The organism is Mucilaginibacter aquariorum, assembly GCF_024498135.1.
Lineage (GTDB): Bacteria > Bacteroidota > Bacteroidia > Sphingobacteriales > Sphingobacteriaceae > Mucilaginibacter > Mucilaginibacter aquariorum.
The window spans coordinates 106982-125296 of sequence record NZ_JANHOH010000012.1; the positions used below are offsets into that span (position 1 = coordinate 106982).

17 protein-coding genes are annotated in these 18315 nt (G+C 42.0%); 13 read left to right on the top strand and 4 right to left on the bottom strand.

Annotation, left to right across the window (positions count from 1 at the left end; genetic code table 11):
• Positions 1 to 37: 37 nt before the first annotated feature.
• The 3 genes from NPE20_RS24860 to ypfJ all read left to right on the top strand — a co-directional run bounded on the left by NPE20_RS24860 (position 38) and on the right by ypfJ (position 4116).
• Entirely contained in the window at positions 38 to 1879 is a 1842-nt protein-coding gene (locus tag NPE20_RS24860; protein ID WP_256541416.1) for a M61 family metallopeptidase, read from the top strand.
• A gap of 3 nt (positions 1880 to 1882) precedes the next feature.
• The gene (locus NPE20_RS24865) at positions 1883 to 3187 is read left to right on the top strand and encodes a M28 family metallopeptidase (RefSeq protein WP_256541417.1); all 1305 of its coding nucleotides are present in this window, start codon (positions 1883 to 1885) and stop codon (positions 3185 to 3187) included.
• Positions 3188 to 3267: 80 nt separating this feature from the next.
• Complete coding sequence (ypfJ, locus tag NPE20_RS24870) at positions 3268 to 4116, top strand: KPN_02809 family neutral zinc metallopeptidase (RefSeq protein WP_256541418.1); 849 nt, start codon at positions 3268 to 3270, stop codon at positions 4114 to 4116.
• Between the two features lie 295 nt (positions 4117 to 4411).
• Here the strand turns inward: ypfJ and NPE20_RS24875 are convergent, their stop codons facing one another.
• The 3 genes from NPE20_RS24875 to NPE20_RS24885 form a co-directional block, all read right to left on the bottom strand.
• Entirely contained in the window at positions 4412 to 5149 is a 738-nt protein-coding gene (locus NPE20_RS24875; protein ID WP_256541419.1) for a lysophospholipid acyltransferase family protein, read from the bottom strand.
• Positions 5150 to 5196: 47 nt separating this feature from the next.
• On the bottom strand, positions 5197 to 5757 hold the full coding sequence (locus NPE20_RS24880) for an NUDIX domain-containing protein (protein ID WP_256541420.1): 561 nt from the start codon (positions 5755 to 5757) through the stop codon (positions 5197 to 5199).
• A 130-nt stretch (positions 5758 to 5887) separates the two neighbouring features.
• Positions 5888 to 6823, bottom strand: coding sequence for an EamA family transporter (locus tag NPE20_RS24885; RefSeq protein WP_256541421.1), 936 nt, complete (start codon positions 6821 to 6823; stop codon positions 5888 to 5890).
• 112 nt (positions 6824 to 6935) lie between these two features.
• On the opposite strand from NPE20_RS24885, the gene NPE20_RS24890 reads away from it, so the two are divergent.
• Positions 6936 to 7562: a CGNR zinc finger domain-containing protein gene (locus tag NPE20_RS24890; protein ID WP_256541422.1), complete on the top strand. Its 627-nt coding sequence runs from the start codon at positions 6936 to 6938 to the stop codon at positions 7560 to 7562.
• A gap of 52 nt (positions 7563 to 7614) precedes the next feature.
• Here the strand turns inward: NPE20_RS24890 and metK are convergent, their stop codons facing one another.
• Entirely contained in the window at positions 7615 to 8865 is a 1251-nt protein-coding gene (gene metK / locus NPE20_RS24895; protein WP_256541423.1) for a methionine adenosyltransferase, read from the bottom strand.
• Positions 8866 to 9071: 206 nt separating this feature from the next.
• On the opposite strand from metK, the gene NPE20_RS24900 reads away from it, so the two are divergent.
• From NPE20_RS24900 to NPE20_RS24940, 9 genes are all read left to right on the top strand, one after another.
• Positions 9072 to 9962, top strand: coding sequence for a diacylglycerol/lipid kinase family protein (locus tag NPE20_RS24900; protein ID WP_256541424.1), 891 nt, complete (start codon positions 9072 to 9074; stop codon positions 9960 to 9962).
• 3 nt (positions 9963 to 9965) lie between these two features.
• Positions 9966 to 10301, top strand: coding sequence for a translation initiation factor (locus NPE20_RS24905; protein WP_256541425.1), 336 nt, complete (start codon positions 9966 to 9968; stop codon positions 10299 to 10301).
• A gap of 157 nt (positions 10302 to 10458) precedes the next feature.
• Positions 10459 to 12063, top strand: coding sequence for a phosphoenolpyruvate carboxykinase (ATP) (pckA, locus tag NPE20_RS24910; protein ID WP_256541426.1), 1605 nt, complete (start codon positions 10459 to 10461; stop codon positions 12061 to 12063).
• Between the two features lie 298 nt (positions 12064 to 12361).
• Positions 12362 to 13198, top strand: a complete 837-nt coding sequence (locus tag NPE20_RS24915) for a MotA/TolQ/ExbB proton channel family protein (RefSeq protein ID WP_256541427.1) — start codon at positions 12362 to 12364, stop codon at positions 13196 to 13198.
• Between the two features lie 108 nt (positions 13199 to 13306).
• The gene (locus tag NPE20_RS24920; protein ID WP_256541428.1) at positions 13307 to 13927 is read left to right on the top strand and encodes an ExbD/TolR family protein; all 621 of its coding nucleotides are present in this window, start codon (positions 13307 to 13309) and stop codon (positions 13925 to 13927) included.
• A 2-nt stretch (positions 13928 to 13929) separates the two neighbouring features.
• Positions 13930 to 14463, top strand: coding sequence for an ExbD/TolR family protein (locus NPE20_RS24925; RefSeq protein ID WP_256541429.1), 534 nt, complete (start codon positions 13930 to 13932; stop codon positions 14461 to 14463).
• 33 nt (positions 14464 to 14496) lie between these two features.
• Entirely contained in the window at positions 14497 to 15321 is an 825-nt protein-coding gene (locus NPE20_RS24930; protein WP_256541430.1) for an energy transducer TonB, read from the top strand.
• A 226-nt stretch (positions 15322 to 15547) separates the two neighbouring features.
• Positions 15548 to 16462 (top strand): PstS family phosphate ABC transporter substrate-binding protein, encoded by a 915-nt coding sequence (locus tag NPE20_RS24935; protein ID WP_256541431.1) that lies wholly within the window; start codon positions 15548 to 15550, stop codon positions 16460 to 16462.
• A 29-nt stretch (positions 16463 to 16491) separates the two neighbouring features.
• Positions 16492 to 18177: a tetratricopeptide repeat protein gene (locus NPE20_RS24940; RefSeq protein WP_256541432.1), complete on the top strand. Its 1686-nt coding sequence runs from the start codon at positions 16492 to 16494 to the stop codon at positions 18175 to 18177.
• The last annotated feature ends 138 nt before the right edge of the window (positions 18178 to 18315 follow it).

The window sequence follows — 18315 nt, forward strand, 5'->3', positions numbered from 1 at the left end:
TTAATTGGTAATTTCATCACCTGAATCATATCATACAATGAAGAAAATATTTTTAATGGCGGCAGCGGCTTTTTTTGCGTTTGCAGCTAACGCGCAAGCACCTGCTCGCAATGGGGTTTACTACCTGGTATCTTTCCCTAACGCGGCCCACCACGAGGCCGAAATTACCATGACACTTACTGATGTGCCGGCTATTGGGCCACTTAAGGTGCGCATGAGCCGCTCATCGCCGGGCAGGTATGCTACTCACGAGTTTGGTAAAAATATTTACAACGTAAAAGCTACTGATATTAGTGGTAAAGACTTATCCATAAAACAAATTGAAGGTGATGTTTATGAGGTTGGGGAGCACGGAACGGTTGTAAAAATAAGCTACACCCTTTTTGGTAATCATACCGATGGTACCTATGTAGGTATTGATGCAAGCCATGCTCACCTGAATATGCCGGCAAGTTTTATGTGGGCAATTGGGATGGCTAACAGACCTGTAAAATTTGAGTTTAACGATCTTGATAAATATGGTTGGAAAGTAGCCACGCAGTTAAAGCACGAAGGCGATAACGTTTATAGCGCGCCCGATCTGCAATATATGATGGATAGCCCTACCGAGCTTTCAAATGTTAAAACAAACTATTGGGATGTTGTTAACACCAATGGCAAAAAGCAAAAAATGGGTATCGCTGTGCACTCAGATGATGACCAGGCAACAGTAGATAAGTTTGCTACTATGGTGCAAAAAGTTGTGCTGGAAGAGAAAGCCGTTTTTGGCGAACAGCCCGATTATGATTATGGCAGCTATACCTTTCTTGATGATATCCACCCAACAAATTTTGGCGATGGAATGGAACACCGCAACTCAACTTGCATTGTCGACAGATCAGAGAAAATTGCAGGTAACGAGAACAACCTTTTAGGTACCTACTCGCACGAGTTTTTCCATAGCTGGAATGTAGAGCGGATCCGCCCAAAATCGTTAGAGCCCTTCAACTTTGAGCATGCTAACATGAGCAGCGAGCTTTGGTTTGCCGAAGGCTTTACACAATACTACGGTGAGCTGATACTTGCCCGCGCCGGCTTTAATTCGATTGATGATTATACGGGTACTCTTGGCGGCCTGGTTAATTCAGTACTGGCACCACCTGCACCTGCAAAATATTCGCCGGCCCAAATGAGCCGTTACGCGGTATTTACCGATGCAGGTGTAGCGGTAGATGCTACCAACTATACCAATGTATTCACCAGCTACTATGTATATGGCGGCGCAACTGCATTGGCGCTTGATCTGCGTTTACGCAGCGAGTTTAAAATCACCTTGGATGATTACATGCGCCAGGTTTGGCTGGCCTATGGCAAAACAGGAAAACCATATACCATTCCCGATCTGCAAAACGTATTAGGTAAAGTAACCAATCCAAAATTTGCCGCGGCGTTTTTTAACGATTACATATACGGTGTTAAAAAGAATAATTACGAAGCATTGTTAGCTAATGCAGGTTTGCTATTGCAAAAAGCAGCACCGGGCAAAGGCTGGATGGGCCGTATTCCGGGTCGCCCGGGTAATGGCGGGCTGGTTATTGGAGGCTCAACATCAACAAATAGCCCTGCTTATAAAGCCGGGTTAGACGCTAACGATACCATTATGCAAATTGATGGAAAGGATGTAAAAGAAGCAGCCGCAATAAACGATATAATTAAAGACAAAAAGCCAGGTGACAAAGTAAGCGTAAGCTACAAGAACCGCACCGGCAACCACGAGGCAACCATCACATTGGAAGAAAGCCCATCTGTAGAGGTAGTGACCTACGAAAAAGCAGGTAAAGAATTAAGCCAACAACAAAAAGATTTCCGCAGCAATTGGTTATCATCAAAAGTTAAATAAACCATGAGAGTAAAAATTTTAGTAGCGATAACCGCTTTAGCCGCAGCGCCGGTTCTGGGCTTTTGTCAGGATGTAAACAAACTGATAAAACAGGATGATGTTGAACGTATCATTAAAACCCTTAGTGCCGACGATATGGAAGGTCGCGGTACTTTTACCAAAGGGATTGATAAAGCCGCAACCTTTATTGAGGGCGAGTTTAAAGCTGCCGGTTTAAAACCAATGACAGGCAACACTGGCTTCCGCCAGAGTTTTGCCATGACAAGCACCAAACCGGTAAGTTCAAAAGTTAATATTAATGGCGCAGAGGTTCCTGCCGATAAGGTGGCAATCAGTTCTACGTCATCATTTAACTGGGCAAATGCCGATGGGATTGCTATTGTGAATATTGCAGCCGGTAAAGATTTTATGACTGAGTACAGGACTATAGTTAGTGCCGGTAAAAAGCAAATTGTTTTAATAGATACCAGTTATGCCAAAACATTTACCAGGTTGGCCGGGCGATACAAACGGGAATCGCCTTCTTTTAAAGGAGATATTAGCGCACCAGCCATTGTATTTGTACTGGGCACATTTGGCGATGTAAAATCACTAACTGTTAATTACGAAGTACAGACAACCGAGAAGCCATTGTTTAACGTTGTTGGTGTTATCCCCGGTAAAACAAAACCTGATGAATATGTCGTGTTTGGTGGCCATTACGATCACTTAGGTATCATCAAACCTATGGAGGGTGATAGCATTGCCAACGGTGCTGATGATGATGCATCGGGTACAACGGCAGTTATCAGCCTGGCTAAATATTATAAAAAACTTAATAATAACGAGCGCACACTGGTGTTTGTAGCCTTTACTGCCGAAGAGATCGGTGGATTTGGTTCGCAATACTTTTCTACCAAATTGGATCCTGATAAGGTTGTAGCCTTATTCAATATCGAAATGATAGGCAAGGCTTCAAAATTTGGCGAGAACTCGGCATTTATCACCGGTTACGAAAGATCTGATTTTGGCGCTATCCTTCAACGCAACCTGGAAGGAACACAATTTAAGTTTTACCCGGACCCATATCCGGAGCAAAACCTTTTCTACCGCAGCGATAACGCTACACTGGCGGCATTGGGCGTGCCTGCGCATACCATATCAACAGATCAGATAGATATCGATAAGTTTTATCATACGGTAAAGGATGAATACAAAACCCTGGATGTAAATAATATTGTGGCAACTATCCGTGCTATAGCACTTAGCTCACGCACTATAGTTTCGGGTAAGGACAGCCCGACACGCATCCCCAAGCTGAAGAAATAATTAAGACGGCATAGGCATTAGAAAGGCTCAAACAATTGTTTGGGCCTTTCTGTTTAAAAGCTAAATTAATCTGGAATATTATGCAATGGTTTGGCAGGCGCGAAAGCAGTAACACAGAAGATGGCAGCGCAAGTGGCGGCCGTGGTTTAGCACTTGGTGGCGGTGTGGTGGGTATTATCGCAGCAGCTATATACTTTTTTACGGGGATAGATCCATCTGCGGTACTTAACCAGGTGCAGGGTGGCGGCGCCCCGCAAGAAAACAATCAGGCCGCGATAGCTGACACCAAAGAAAAGAAATTTGCCAAAGTGGTGCTTGCCGATACAGAGGACGTATGGACCAAGCTTTTTAACGATATGGGTAAAACCTATGAAAAGCCCACTATGCACTTTTTTGAAGCCGCCGTGAATACGGCATGTGGCCAGGCAGGTGCTGAAACAGGTCCATTTTATTGCCCGGGCGATCAAAAAGTATATATTGATCTTTCATTTTTTGATGAGCTATCTAACAAGTTTGGTGCTGCCGGCGATTTTGCGCAGGCCTATGTTATAGCCCATGAGGTTGGCCACCATGTGCAGGACCTGCTGGGCTTATCCGCCAAAATGGAGCAGGCACGCAGTCAGCTTAGCGAAAGCGAATACAATAAGCTATCGGTAAAACTGGAGCTGCAGGCCGATTTTTACGCCGGTGTTTGGGCTTACTACGAAAAGAATGTGAAGAATGTGCTTGACCCGGGAGATATTGAAGAAGCCCTGAACGCGGCCCACCAGATAGGGGACGACCGCCTGCAGAAGGAATACCAGGGAGAGGTGCGCCCCGATAGTTTTACCCACGGCACAAGTGCACAACGCATGTATTGGTTTAAAAAAGGTTACGAAACAGGAGATGTTAGCCAGGGAAATACCTTTGCAGCATCGGATCTGGAGTAAACATCTAATAAAAAAACTATGCGTTTTGCCAAGTCAAGCGTCTACGCTTGACTTTAATGCATTGGCAGCGTCCACGCTGCCGGTTACGTGAGCGCAGACGCTCACAAACTATATCATTCAAGCGTTGACGCTTGAACAGGCGTTAATGTCATTGCATGACATGAAGTGCGCGTTCCCCCAGGCAAGTGTTCACGTTCACGGCCGTGAACACCTGCGGGTATTGGTAATTATCTTAAAATCAATTGATTAATATTTTTGCTACTGACAAAAGAGCGTCACCGTATTACTCGTTTATTTAATTGGGGTCTACTATCGCCCTTATTCTGTTCTCGGCTAATTTCACCAGTTCATCAACGGAACCGGTGCTTGGTTCAATAGGTTCAAGTACTTTCCATGTCATGGGGGTGAAGGTATTCAACGGATACAAGCCATATTGGATCATCTTCCAGGAATCGGTAATGGCAACGGGGACTAACAGTGCATCCGGGCATTTCTTTAGCAATGTTGCTACGCCAGCCGATTGGAATGGCTTTACCTTACCATCTTTAGAGCGCGTACCCTCCGGGAATATCACAGCTCCCCATCTGTTTTCTTTCATCCTCGTGGCAAATTTCACCAGTTCAGTAATGGATTGGCGCGGGTCTTTCCTGTCGATATTGGCGCCACCACCGTGCCTCAGGTTAAAAGATATTGATGGGATGCCTTTGGTTAGTTCAACCTTCGAGATAAACTTCGCGTGATATTTGCGCAGGTAATATATCATCGGCGGGATATCAAACAAGCTTTGGTGATTAGCCAGGAAAATAATAGGCCGGCCAACAGGCAGGTTTTGCTTATTGATGAAAATTACCTTGTTACCAATAATGTAGAAAGTAGATGTTAAAAAGAAGTTTAGGATATCTACACACTTTTTATGTGCCGAATACCCACCCAGTTTAAGGCATAGCCATTGGATTGGATGAAATATCACCAGCAATAAAAGAAATGCTAAAATGGAAAACGGGGATAGGATATAACCTAAAAACTTTTTCATGAACCCCGCAAATTTAAAGTTTTTTTGAAGATTTGATAAATCTTAGTTTACAAAGTGTTCTCTAATTGCATTAAACGTGCTTTAAGAACTGCCGTTACCGCTAAGGAGTCGGTTATCTCGCCAGTGCAAACCATGCGATATACTTCATCAAACGGCACCTTGTTTACAATCAGTTGCTCTGTATCCTCAGGCTCGGCTTCAAATTGTTCCAGGCCGCGGGCAATATACAGGATGCAAAGTTCGTCGCTTACCGAATTGGATAAGTACATGCGTTGGATCTCGGTCCACCGCGAGGCTTTTAACCCTGTTTCTTCCAGCAGTTCGCGTTTGGCAGATTCCAGTGGATCAACACCAATAATGCCGCCGCCTTCGGGGAGTTCCCAGCTATACTGGTTTAACGTAAATCTGTACTGGCCTACCAAGTAGGTATTCATGTCATCGTCTAAAGGCAAAATACCAATGGCAATGTTTTTATAATGCACCTGCCCGTAAATACCGGGGTTGCCGGATGGATTGATCACCTGATACTCGGTAACGTTTATCCAGGGGTTATCATAAATTTCCTTTTTAGAAGTGATTTTCCAGGGGTTTTCGGTTGGGTGATGCATGGGAATAAAGGTAATAATTCTGAATGTTTTCCCATGCGTCATTGCAAGGTACGAAGCAATCTCTTGCATGCATGTCGCCAACCAGTCCTAAAGAGATTGCTTCGTACCTCGCAATGACGGGTTTAGAGTGCTATGCGCTTTCTACCGATACCTCTTTTCTTTTTAAATATCCCGGCACGTTAACAAGTAGTATCCCTACTAATATTACTATCAAGCTTAATAGTTGGGCCATATTTACATGCTCGTTTATAAGCAGCCAGCCTAAAAACACGGCCACTACCGGGTTTACATAGGTATGTGTGCTGATAATAGCCGGGGGCTTAATACTAAGCAGCCATACAAACGACAGGTAGGCGAGTAAGGAACCCATTATGATCAGGAATATCAGCCCCGCCCAAGCTTCGGCAGATACTTTGGCAAAAGAAAACCCAACTTGCTCACTTTTGGCGAAGGCGACACCCATACTTGCTATACCTGCTGCCAGTAATTGTACACTTGCATTCATGGTAGATGAACTGCTGCCTTTGCTGTCTTTTGTAATTAACGAACCCAGCACCCACAAAACAGCACTAAATAATACTACTATACTGGCAATAGTTGCCATGGGCGATGGGTTGGCTACGGCAACGCCCAGCTTAAGGAATAGAAAGATGCCGGTAAAGCCAATGAGCAGGCCACTAAGTATATACTTGTTGGAAAAGTATTCCGACCAGTTTTTTCTATCAATCAATAAGAATATAAGGGGTTCGGTAGCAATCAGTATCGCCGCCTGGCCCGAGCTGATGTATAGCTCGACCCAGGCTATCATGCCTGTGCCGCCCACAAGCATCAATGTTCCGCTTATGGCCTGGCGAAACATGAATTTTCGTTCGGGTAGTTGTTCACCTTTTATTTTACACCAGGCCAGCATTAATGCACCTGCAATTAAATAGCGCAGGCCAACCAGTATAAACGGTGGGAAACCCTTTAAGCCATAAGCCACCGCCAGGTATGTTGAACCCCATATAACATATATGTTGAAAAACGCGAATGCAACCAATAAGGGTGAAGCCAGTTTCTTTGCCATTGCAGATATTATTTAATTTTTACCATCATTATTAATAACGGTGGTAAAAGTAAATAGTTTTTTACTATCATACCTATTTTTGATAGTAAAAATTCAATATATTTGATATGCGATGAATAAAGAGAGGAATATAGCGAATCTGCCTTTAGACGGAGGCTTATTATGCCTTGATTTTGTAAATACCGTGCAAACCCGCAAAAAGGAAGCATCGTACGAGTATTTGCCAAATTATGCCGCCTTTTTGCAGTGGTGTATCAAACTAGATATCATTAGCCCTAACGAGGTAAAAGAATTTGAAAAGATTGTGGAGCATTCGCCTGCAACTGCTATTACGGCCTATCATCATATTATAATAGCCCGCGAATTATTGTATAAAGTTTTCTCTGGCAAAGCCGATGGAAAACCTATTGAAGAAGATGTTCTAAACAAGTTTAACGAAATACTTGCCGAGGCCTTACAACATACCGGGTTTGAAAACAGAAAAGAAGGATTACAGGAATGTTGGCTAAACCCCGATAGTGATATTGCCGCACCGTTATGGAAAGTGATGAAATCGGCCTATGATATTTTAACCGCGCCCGAGGCTAAGTATGTAAAAGAATGTTCGGCTTGCGGGTGGCTGTTTCTTGATAAAAGCCGTACCCATACCCGCCGCTGGTGTAACCCGCTGGAGTGCGGCAGTATTGATAAGGCAACCCGTTATTATCACCGGCAAAAAGCAAAAAAAGCTAAAGCATAAAAAAAGACGCGCTGTAAATGGCGCGTCTTTTTTATTTATAAGCTAATCGGTTTTACAAACCGAAAGCGGCTTTTACTTTATCTACGTAGTCCAGTTTTTCCCAGGTAAACAGTTCTACCTCGCGGGTTACTGTGCTGCCATCGTGCGCGTTAAACGATTTGGTAACCGTTACATTAGGGCGGCCAAAGTGTCCGTAAGCCGCAGTTTCGCTGTATATTGGGTTGCGTAATTTAAAGCGGGTTTCAATAGCGTATGGGGTCATGTTAAAAATGCTTTCCACTTTTTTAGCTATCTCGCCATCGTTTAAACCAACTTTAGCAGTACCATAAGTATTTACGTAAATACCCATGGGCTGGGCAACGCCAATAGCGTATGATACCTGTACCAAAACCTCGTTACAAACACCGGCAGCTACCAGGTTTTTGGCAATGTGGCGGGTTGCGTAAGCAGCAGAGCGGTCAACCTTTGATGGGTCTTTACCAGAGAAAGCACCACCACCGTGTGCGCCTTTGCCACCGTAGGTATCAACAATAATTTTACGGCCGGTTAAGCCGGTATCGCCATGCGGGCCACCAATAACAAATTTACCGGTTGGATTAATGTGATACTTGATATCGTTGTTAAAGAAGTGCGCGTATTTTGGATATTTAGCTTTAACACGCGGAATAAGGATCTCCACAATATCGCTGCTGATCTTAGATAGCATAGCCTCTTCTTCGCCAAAATCATCGTGCTGGGTTGATATCACTATCGCATCTATACGGGTTGGCTGGTTATCATCGCTGTACTCTAAAGTAACCTGCGATTTTGCATCCGGGCGAAGGTATTTAATGTCGGTATTCTCGCGGCGGATAGCGGCAAGCTCTACTAATAAAGCATGAGCGATATCTAAAGCCAAAGGCATGTAGTTATCAGTTTCGATGGTGGCATAACCAAACATCATGCCCTGGTCGCCGGCGCCTTGCTCTTCTTTAGCCTTGCGGTCAACACCCTGATTAATATCCGGCGATTGCTCATGGATAGCAGATAACACACCGCACGAGCTGCCATCAAACATATATTCGCCTTTGGTATAACCAATACGGTTAATTACATCGCGGGCAATTTTTTGTACATCTAAATAAGCTTTTGATTTTACCTCACCGGCCAAAATTACCTGCCCGGTAGTTACCAGGGTTTCGCAAGCTACTTTTGACTCGGGGTCGAAAGCTAAAAAGTTATCAATTAACGCGTCCGATATTTGGTCGGCAACTTTATCCGGATGCCCTTCTGATACAGACTCCGATGTAAATAAGTATGGCATATTATTTTTAAATAAACGTTAAAATCGAAAGGCAATGATTTATTTGAAACGTTGTAAAAGGAGCAGGGTTAGCACTTTTTTACGTGGTTGCAATCCAGTCCCGGTTATTCGGGCATTAAATCAGTCCACTTTCGAGTGGCAAAAATAAAACAATTTTTCACAAAGCCGAAAATACATTTACTTTTGCCCATTGAAACCCTATATAGTTGAAAAGGAAAGCGTTATTTATAATAAACCCGGTATCGGGCGGGAAGAAAAAGGATGGAGTGCCGGAGCTTATACAGAGATACGTTGATACAGCTATTTTTGAATATGACATTGAATTTACAACTGGTATTTTCCACGCCCATGATTTAGCCAAAGCGGCTGCCGGTGAGTATGATATTGTTGTAGCAATAGGCGGCGATGGTACCGTTAACGAGGTAGCATCGGGCATAGTTAATACCGATACTGTATTGGGTGTAATTCCGTATGGATCGGGTAACGGCTTATCAAGGTTCCTGAATATTCCGATGAATGCTGAGGAAGCTTTTAAAACGTTTAATGAGGCACGCGTTATAAATATTGATGCCGGTAAAATGAACGGACAATGGTTTTTTAATATGGCCGGGATGGGCTTTGATGCGCACATAAGCCATGTATTTGCTAATGGCAGCGAAAAGCGGGGTTTTGTGAGTTATTTTAAATCTTCGATAAAAGAGATCGCTACCTATAAATCAAAACACTACCATATAGAGGTTGACGGTGTTCCTTATGACCGTGAAGCATTTATGCTGAGCATGGCCAATTCATCGCAATATGGCAATAACGCGCATGTATCACCAACGGCATCGGTACAGGATGGCTTGCTGGATGTTTGTATTATAAAGCCGTTCCCGCTGTGGCGCTTCCCCGAAATGGGCTTGCGCATGTTCACTAAAACGGCCGATACCTCTAAGTATGTAGAGATCATAAAAGGCAAGCATATACACATTACCCGCGAGCAGGAGGGCCCGATTCATTTAGATGGCGAGCCGCAGAACGCCGGTACTGATATTAATATAGAAGTGGTGCCAAATGCGTTAAAAGTTATTGTTGGCGGTTCATATAAAAATTAACCTATGGCAAAGAAGAATTTTACCGGCATTATGTACTCTACCGATCCTGATTTTCAATACCAGGAAGAAGGCGGTAACGAGCGGCAAACCCTGCCACCACAGCAACAAAACCTAAAAATATTTCTCGACCGCATAAAGGGAAATAAACTGGTAACCCGTATTAGCGGGTTTATTGGCGCCGATACCGACCTGGAAGTTATTGGCAAAAAGCTGAAAACCAAATGCGGTGTAGGCGGCTCTGTAAAAGATGGCGAGATATTACTACAGGGCGATTTTAGGGATAAGGTATTAACCATGCTGCAAACCGATGGTTATAAGGCTAAAAAAGCCGGAGGATAGTGTATTGATTTAATTTTTTTTATTGTTGTTAAGCATTGATTATTAATTACTTACATGGTGTGTAAAACGTACATTATGTAAATAAATATGATAAAATACTTGCTTGTTAGTGTATCAAAAGGGTATTTTTGGGCAACCAATTATAAACAGCCTTTTAATGAACAACATGAATAACCGGGTACCCAATTTAGGGTATCTAAACCTGGCTAATGGCACTGCTATTTTTTACCAGCTAACCCCTGCGCAACTTGTTGAAGCTGCAATAAAAAGAAACGAAGGCGTACTAAGCGATACCGGCGCCCTTGCAATTGATACCGGCGAATTTACAGGCCGTTCTCCCAAAGATCGTTTTATTGTTGATGACGAAATAACCCATGATGTAGTATGGTGGGGTGATATCAATATTAAGTTTGCCGCCAATAAATTTGATGCCTTATATAATAAGGTAACAAGCTATCTGGCTAATAAGGAAATTTTTGTGCGCGATTCATGCGCCTGCGCTAACGAGAAATACCATATAGATATACGTGTAGTTACCGAAACGGCCTACCAAAACCTGTTTGTACACCACCTGTTCATTCGCCCGGAAGTTGTTAACCCCGAAGGCCAGCCGGAGTGGACGATCATAGCGGCGCCTGGCTTTAAGGCTAATCCGGCTACGGATGGCACACGCCAGGAAAACTTCGTTATTATCAGTTTTAGTAAAAGAACTATACTGATTGGCGGTACCGGTTATACCGGCGAAATAAAGAAAGCTATATTCTCGGTACTCAATTTTATATTGCCTCATGATAAGCAGGTGCTATCGATGCATTGCTCGGCCAACACGGGTAATAGGGGTGATACCGCGATTTTCTTCGGCTTATCCGGCACGGGTAAAACAACCTTATCTGCCGACCCTGAGCGTAACCTGATTGGGGATGATGAGCACGGCTGGAGCGATTATTCCATATTTAATTTTGAGGGCGGCTGCTATGCCAAATGCTGCGGCCTTACTGCCGAAAAAGAACCACAGATATTCAACGCTATTAAATATGGTGCGCTGTTAGAGAATGTGAACTTTGTGCCGGGCACCCGCAGGGTTAACTTTAATAATATAGATAAAACCGAGAACACGCGGGTTGCCTATCCTTTATCTAATGTAAGCAATGCGGTTATACCATCTATAGCAGCATCGCCCAAAAACATATTCTTTTTAACTGCAGATGCTTTTGGGATACTGCCGCCCATATCAAAGCTAACACCAGAGCAGGCCATGTATCACTTCATATCGGGCTATACAGCTAAGATAGCCGGTACCGAAGCCGGTATCACCGAGCCAAAGGCTACTTTCTCTGCCTGTTTTGGCGAAGCGTTTTTGCCGTTGCACCCGGTTGCATATGCTAAGTTATTAGGTAAAAAGATTAAAGAGCACCAGGTAAATGTATGGCTTATAAACACCGGCTGGACGGGCGGCGCTTACGGAACAGGCCAACGTATGAAGCTTTCATACACCCGTGCTATGATAACTGCAGCCTTAAACGGTGGGTTGGATAATGTAAGCTATCATCAGCATCCTGTATTTAATATGATGATACCTGTTAGCTGCCCAAATGTGCCCGACGAGGTGCTAAACCCTAAGAATACCTGGGCCAATGCAGAAAATTATGAGTGCAGTGCAAACAAGCTTGCTAATGCGTTTGTTAAAAACTTTGAGAAATATGCGGCATACAGCACCGTGGAGATAATAAATGCAGGGCCTAATACAGTTGTAGCCGTATAGTTAGACGTTATTATATCACTACTGTTACATTCTTTTTATAAGTTTTTGCTTGCTATTATTAAAAAAAATGGGTTGTATTGTAAAAAATTGTCTGCCTGACAGACAATTTTTCTGTTTCAAAGCGTTATGTAATCACGAAATTGCAGAACGCTTTGGGCTGTATATTAAATTATTATAAAGAATTACATAAAAAGTTTTTTTATTTCATTTAAATTCTATTTTTGTTATTCGCTTAAAACGCACACATTTTTTATTAACTTATATTATAAACAAAACGAAAACTAAAAATTAAAAAGTAATGGCAAACGCACCAACAAAACCAACTACTCCTGTAAACAAAGAAAGCTCAAGTGCATCGGGCGCATTTGCAACTTTGACCATCCCTATCTGTATAGTAGTGGCAATTTGTATTTTTGTATTCATATTAGGCCATCCAAGTCACTATAAAGGCGGAGATCCAGCTAACGAGCCAAATCCTGGCGATTTATTCGGTACTGTACACAAAGGTGGTGTAATTGTACCATTGATCATGTCATACCTGTTAATGGTTATCGTGTTTTCAATTGAAAGGTTTGTAGTTATTGGCAAAGCATCTGGTACAGGTAATGTAGATGCATTCGTAAGAAGGATCCAATCATTCCTTAACGCTGGTAACATCGACGGCGCAAACGCTGAGTGCGACAAACAAAAAGGTTCGGTAGCAAACGTTATCAAATCAGGTTTGAAAAAATACCGCGAAATGGAAACTGATCAAACTATGGATGTTGATCAAAAAGCATTAGCTATTCAAAAAGACATTGAAGAAGCAACAGCTTTAGAAATGCCAATGTTAGAGCAAAACCTAACTATCATCGCTACTTTGGTATCAATCGGTACATTAACCGGTCTATTAGGTACGGTAATTGGTATGATCAAGGCCTTCGGCGAGTTGGCATCTTCAGGTGCTCCAAACCAGGCGGCATTATCAAATAGTATCTCTGAAGCACTTATCAATACAGCGTTAGGTATCGGTACTTCAGCTATATCAATTGTAATGTACAACGTGTTTACTTCAAAAATCGATAAACTGACTTACGCTATTGACGAAACTGGTTTCAGCATAGTTCAAACATTTGCTGCTTCACATAAAAAATAATATTTGTAAAATATTAGTGCGTGTTTTCCCGTTATAACAGAATATAATTTGGATAATTGGGATAAGTAACTATCTTTACATTATATATTTTTTTAAATAAAGAACAATATGCCAAGAGTAAAAGTCCAAAGAAAGAGTACCGCGATTGATATGACCGCCATGTGCGACGTAGCCTTCCTGTTGCTTACTTTCTTTATATTAACAGCAAAACCCCGGACAGAAGATCCTGTTCCGGTAGATATACCCGCTTCGTCTATTACGCAGCCAATACCAGATGATAACGTATTGATGTTGACTGTTGCCGAGCAAAAAGTGTTCTTTACTGTAGATGGTAACGATATCCGTAAACAAACCCTAAATCAAATGGGTGATAAATACGGCGTTAAATTTACCCCGGAAGAGCAAACCAAGTTCTCGGGCACACCAATATTTGGTGTACCTATGAACCAGCTGAAACAGTTCCTGCAATTAGACGCAGCTCAGAAAAAGGAGTATAAGCAACCTGGTATCCCTAACGATACTACTGCCAACAACGAACTTGCTGACTGGATACGTGAAGCGCGTAAAGCCGACGTGGCCTTACACAACAAAGCGTTAAGGATATCTATTAAAGGTGATAATAAAGAGGAATATCCAACTATTAAGAAAGTGATAGGGATTCTTCAAAAACAAGAAATTAACAAGTTTAGTCTGATTACAACAATCAGAGCTGCACCTAAAACGAATTAAAAATGGCAGAATTAGACACCTCCTCCGGCGGGGGGAAAAAAGGCGGGAAAGTAAGGAGTAAGAAAGCTTCAACACGCGTGGATTTAACCGCGATGGTTGATTTGGCCTTCTTGTTAATTACCTTCTTTATGCTTACTACAACGCTTTCAAAACCGAAAGCGATGGATGTTATTATGCCCGATAAAGACGAGAAGACACATGATCAGGAGGCTATGGCCGCTTCAAGGTCAATGACTATTTTGTTAGGGTCTAATAACAAACTGGAGTGGTTTATTGGCGAGCCCGGTAAATCACAGCCTACAACCGAAGGCTATGGCAAAGATGGTTTGCGTAAAACACTTATTGAAAAGGGTAAGGAAATACAGGCAAGTACAGGTAAATTCATGTTCGTGTTAATTAAACCAAGCGATAAATCAAACTATAAAAATTTGGTTGACGTATTGGACGAGATGAAAATAACCAACGTAACATCATATGCTATTGTTGACATCTTGCCAAGTGAAATCGATTTGCTTAAGCGCGATGGTAACTATTAAGGAACAATTAAAGTAAATTAACGTTAGAAGATAATGTTTGGATCAAAATTAGACATACTAAACCAGCAGTGGATTGACGTTGTTTTTACAGGCCGTAACAAAGCTTATGGTGCATACGAACTTAGAAAGGAAAATCCTCGTAACACAAACAAGGCCCTTATAATTGGAGTAGCAGCATTTGTTTTACTTATATCTTTTAAAACAATCATCAATGCAATAGAGGGATTTATCCCTAAAGCTGACGAGAAGGTGAAGGTTACCGAAGTGGTACTGCCTCCGCCGCCCGTAAATGAACAACAAAAACCACCTCCGCCACCTCCGGAACCACCTAAACCAAAAGTTGATCAGGTGCGTTTCCCTCCTCCGGTTGTAAAACCAGATAACGAGGTACAAGAAAAAGATCCGCCAACCGTTAAAGAGTTGGAAGTAGCGGATCCAGGGCAGAAAGACCAAAAGGGTGACCCTAATGCCGACATCAGGATTGATGAGCCGGTAGGTAACTCTGATGTGAAACAGGTTGTGGAAGAAAACCCTAATCAAATTTTTACCGCGGTAGAGCAATCTCCAACTTTCCCTGGCGGCGAGGGTGCATTTGGAAAGTATCTTCAAAAGAATATGCGTTATCCGGCTATAGCAAGGGAAAACAACGTTCAAGGACGTGTGGTTTTAACCTTCGTAGTGGAAAGGGATGGTTCATTAACCGATATTAAGGTTTTACGCTCTCTTGGCAGCGGTACAGATGAAGAAGCTGTACGTGTATTGAAAGCTTCGCCAAAATGGAAACCAGGTATACAAAACGGGCGTCCGGTTCGTGTACAATACAGCATACCTGTAAACTTTACATTGGCGTCAGAATAAAAATTAATGTTATCAAATAACAATGAAAAGCAAAAATCGCCCAAAAGGCGGTTTTTGCTTATTTTAGGAGTTACTGCATTTATTGCGTTTTGCGTATTAGGATTAATGATAATTTTTTGGGATAAGTTTCCGTTAGATCTTCCTAAGTCACAAAGAACGATCTTTGGTTCAGTTATATTAATTTACGCAGTTTTACGCTTTTCGCGTTACTTAAGAAAGGACCCTAATGAAAATTAGTTTTGTAGCTCTATTATCAGGGGTTTCGCTATTAGTATTATTACAAAGCTGCCAACAAAATACCGACAAAAAAGCACCGCTTGATGGCTTTACTTCCGGAACAGCACAATTTGCAGCCGATGAATCGTTTTCGCCAATTATTGACGAAGAACTGTATGTTTTTAAGGCTTTATATCCCGAAGCCAACCCGGTAATTACTTACAAGCCCGAAAGCGAGGTTGTAAATAATTTACTAAATGATAAAGTAAGAGTTGCCATTTTGTCGCGCAATCTTGATACAGCCGAATTGGCTGTACTAAAAAGGCGTACATTGGTAGCAGACGTAAACAAATTTGCGGTAGATGCTGTAGCTCTTATTGTAAATCAAACGTCAAAAGATACTACGATTTCGGTTAACGAAATTAAAAGTATGTTAAAAGGGCAGTTAAAAACCGATATTAATATAGTGTTTGACAACCCTAACTCAAGTTTGGTAAGGTATTTGAAGAACTTATCTGGAAACCAAGAGTTAAAGCAAAAAAATATTTACGCGTTAAGCTCAAGCAAAGAGGTTATAAAGTACGTAAGTACGCACCCTAATTCGATAGGTATAACGGGCTTTAGCTGGCTAAACGACCCGGATAAGGATTATGCTGAAGCCGTTGATAAAGTTAAAATTGTAGGCGTTAAAGACGAGGATAATAAAATTGCCCCTAACGAGTATTTTAAACCTTCGCAAACCACACTTGTCCAACATACGTATCCGCTAAGCAGGTCATTGTATATGATTGATTGCACCGGCAGAAAAGGCTTAGGATCGGGCTTTGCCTCATTTTTAAGTAGTGAACGCGGACAGCGGATAATTTTAAAATCAGGGTTACTGCCTGATTCTATCCCGCAAAGGGAAATAAATATAACACACTAACTATACATAATTTACAAACTAAGATGAAAATGATCAGTAAGATAAGTAAGATAGTATTAGCTCTTACGCTTGTAGGCTCGTCAGTTTTTGCGCAGAGTTTAGCCGATGCGAAAAAAGCGATTGATGCCGAGCAGTTTCAGAAAGCTAAATCGATGCTTAAAAATTTAACAGTTACTCAGGCCAATAAGGATGAAAACTTCTTTTACCTGGGCTGGGTGTACATTCTTCAGGAATATCCTGATTCGGCAAAAACTATCTTTCAAAAAGGTATTGCTGTAAACCCAAAATCGGCGTTGAACTATGCGGGTTTAGGTGCAGCCGCTTTTTTAGATAAAGATAGGGCAACGGCCACTACAAACTTTAATCAGGCAGTTGCATTAGCCGGTAAAGACAGCAAGCCATATTTATATGTGGGTAGATCTTACCTTTTGAACGATGTGGATGGCAAAGTGCCAGCGGCAGATGCAAACGCCGCTGTTAACGTGTTAACAAAAGGTAAAGCAGTTAATGCAAAAGATGCAGAAATACTTGTGGCTTTAGGAGATGCACTGCGTACGCAAAGCAAAAATACCGAAGCGCTGGGTAACTACCAGGCAGCTTTAGAGCTTGATCCTAAACTGGCTCATGCTAAGGTAGCAACAGGTGTGATCTGGAAATATGCTAACAACTTTGAAAGTTCAGAAACTGAATTTAAAGCGGCTTTAGCTATCGACCCTAATTATGGCCCTGCTTACCGCGAGTGGGCAGAAACAGACGTACGCTGGGCTTTCTCTGATCCAAAAATGGCGTCAGCTAAAATCAAAGAAGCTACTGAGCAGTACAAAAAATACCTGTCGTTAACAGATCTGTCCTTAGAGTCTCGTTTACGTTATGCAGATTTCTTGTTACTATCGGGTGATTTTAAAACCCTGCAAACAGAAGCCCAGGCTTTATCAAGCGCTGCTAACAGCAACCTAAAAGTTTATCGTTATTTAGGGTACTCTGGTTATGAGAACAAAGATTACCCTGCAGGTTTAGCTGCGATGAATACCTGGATCACCAAAGCAGATCCAAAACGTATTATCCCGCGTGACTATGTTTACCTGGGTCGTTTACAAATTGCATCTAAGCAAGACTCATTAGGTATTCAATCATTACGTAAAGCTATTGCGCTTGACACTACGCAGGTAGATGTTTATCCGGAAATTGCTAAAGCATTTTACGGACAAAAGAAATATGCTGAAGCTGGTGATGCTTACCATATTTATACCCAAAAAGGTAGAAACGTTAAGCTTTTAGACCACTTTTATGAAGGTATTAGTTATTATTTTTCTTACGATGAGAAAAAACCTAATGCAGATTCAACAATCGCCAAAGCCGATTCAGCGTTTAGCTATGTAATACAAAAAGCACCTACAACTGCTGATGCTTATCTTTATCGTGCCCGTATTAACGAGTTAAGAGATAAGGATCGTAACAATATTGTAGGTTACGCTAAACCTTTTTATGAAAAATACATTGAAGTGGTGAATACCAAAGGCGGTGTGCCGGATGATAGAACCAAAAAGAACCTCGCAGAGGCGTATGTTTACCTGGCTATATATTCTGAATTTAAAGAAAAGGATATGGCTAAAGCTACCGAGAACTATACCAAGGCAAGAGATAACGACCCTGCTAATAAACAGGTTGTAGCTTTCTTCTCGCGTAAGGCCGGGGGCGCCGGTAAAGGCAAATAAGCTTTCAGCTTAAATATGAGTTGTCCTGAAATAAGTTGACAATAATTAAAGAATAAATATAGTCCTTGTCAGGTAATACTGGCAAGGATTTTTTGTTGGTGAATAGTGTTTGGTGTTAGATAGTTTAAAGCTAAGTGA

Bases quoted from the DNA above. Each gene is read 5' to 3' on its own strand.
- NPE20_RS24860 (WP_256541416.1), top strand. From the start codon at position 38: ATGAAGAAAATATTTTTAATGGCGGCAGCGGCTTTTTTTGCGTTTGCA.
- NPE20_RS24865 (WP_256541417.1), top strand. From the start codon at position 1,883: ATGAGAGTAAAAATTTTAGTAGCGATAACCGCTTTAGCCGCAGCGCCG.
- ypfJ (WP_256541418.1), top strand. From the start codon at position 3,268: ATGCAATGGTTTGGCAGGCGCGAAAGCAGTAACACAGAAGATGGCAGC.
- NPE20_RS24875 (WP_256541419.1), bottom strand. From the start codon at position 5,149: ATGAAAAAGTTTTTAGGTTATATCCTATCCCCGTTTTCCATTTTAGCA.
- NPE20_RS24880 (WP_256541420.1), bottom strand. From the start codon at position 5,757: ATGCATCACCCAACCGAAAACCCCTGGAAAATCACTTCTAAAAAGGAA.
- NPE20_RS24885 (WP_256541421.1), bottom strand. From the start codon at position 6,823: ATGGCAAAGAAACTGGCTTCACCCTTATTGGTTGCATTCGCGTTTTTC.
- NPE20_RS24890 (WP_256541422.1), top strand. From the start codon at position 6,936: ATGAATAAAGAGAGGAATATAGCGAATCTGCCTTTAGACGGAGGCTTA.
- metK (WP_256541423.1), bottom strand. From the start codon at position 8,865: ATGCCATACTTATTTACATCGGAGTCTGTATCAGAAGGGCATCCGGAT.
- NPE20_RS24905 (WP_256541425.1), top strand. From the start codon at position 9,966: ATGGCAAAGAAGAATTTTACCGGCATTATGTACTCTACCGATCCTGAT.
- pckA (WP_256541426.1), top strand. From the start codon at position 10,459: ATGAACAACATGAATAACCGGGTACCCAATTTAGGGTATCTAAACCTG.
- NPE20_RS24915 (WP_256541427.1), top strand. From the start codon at position 12,362: ATGGCAAACGCACCAACAAAACCAACTACTCCTGTAAACAAAGAAAGC.
- NPE20_RS24920 (WP_256541428.1), top strand. From the start codon at position 13,307: ATGCCAAGAGTAAAAGTCCAAAGAAAGAGTACCGCGATTGATATGACC.
- NPE20_RS24925 (WP_256541429.1), top strand. From the start codon at position 13,930: ATGGCAGAATTAGACACCTCCTCCGGCGGGGGGAAAAAAGGCGGGAAA.
- NPE20_RS24930 (WP_256541430.1), top strand. From the start codon at position 14,497: ATGTTTGGATCAAAATTAGACATACTAAACCAGCAGTGGATTGACGTT.
- NPE20_RS24935 (WP_256541431.1), top strand. From the start codon at position 15,548: ATGAAAATTAGTTTTGTAGCTCTATTATCAGGGGTTTCGCTATTAGTA.
- NPE20_RS24940 (WP_256541432.1), top strand. From the start codon at position 16,492: ATGATCAGTAAGATAAGTAAGATAGTATTAGCTCTTACGCTTGTAGGC.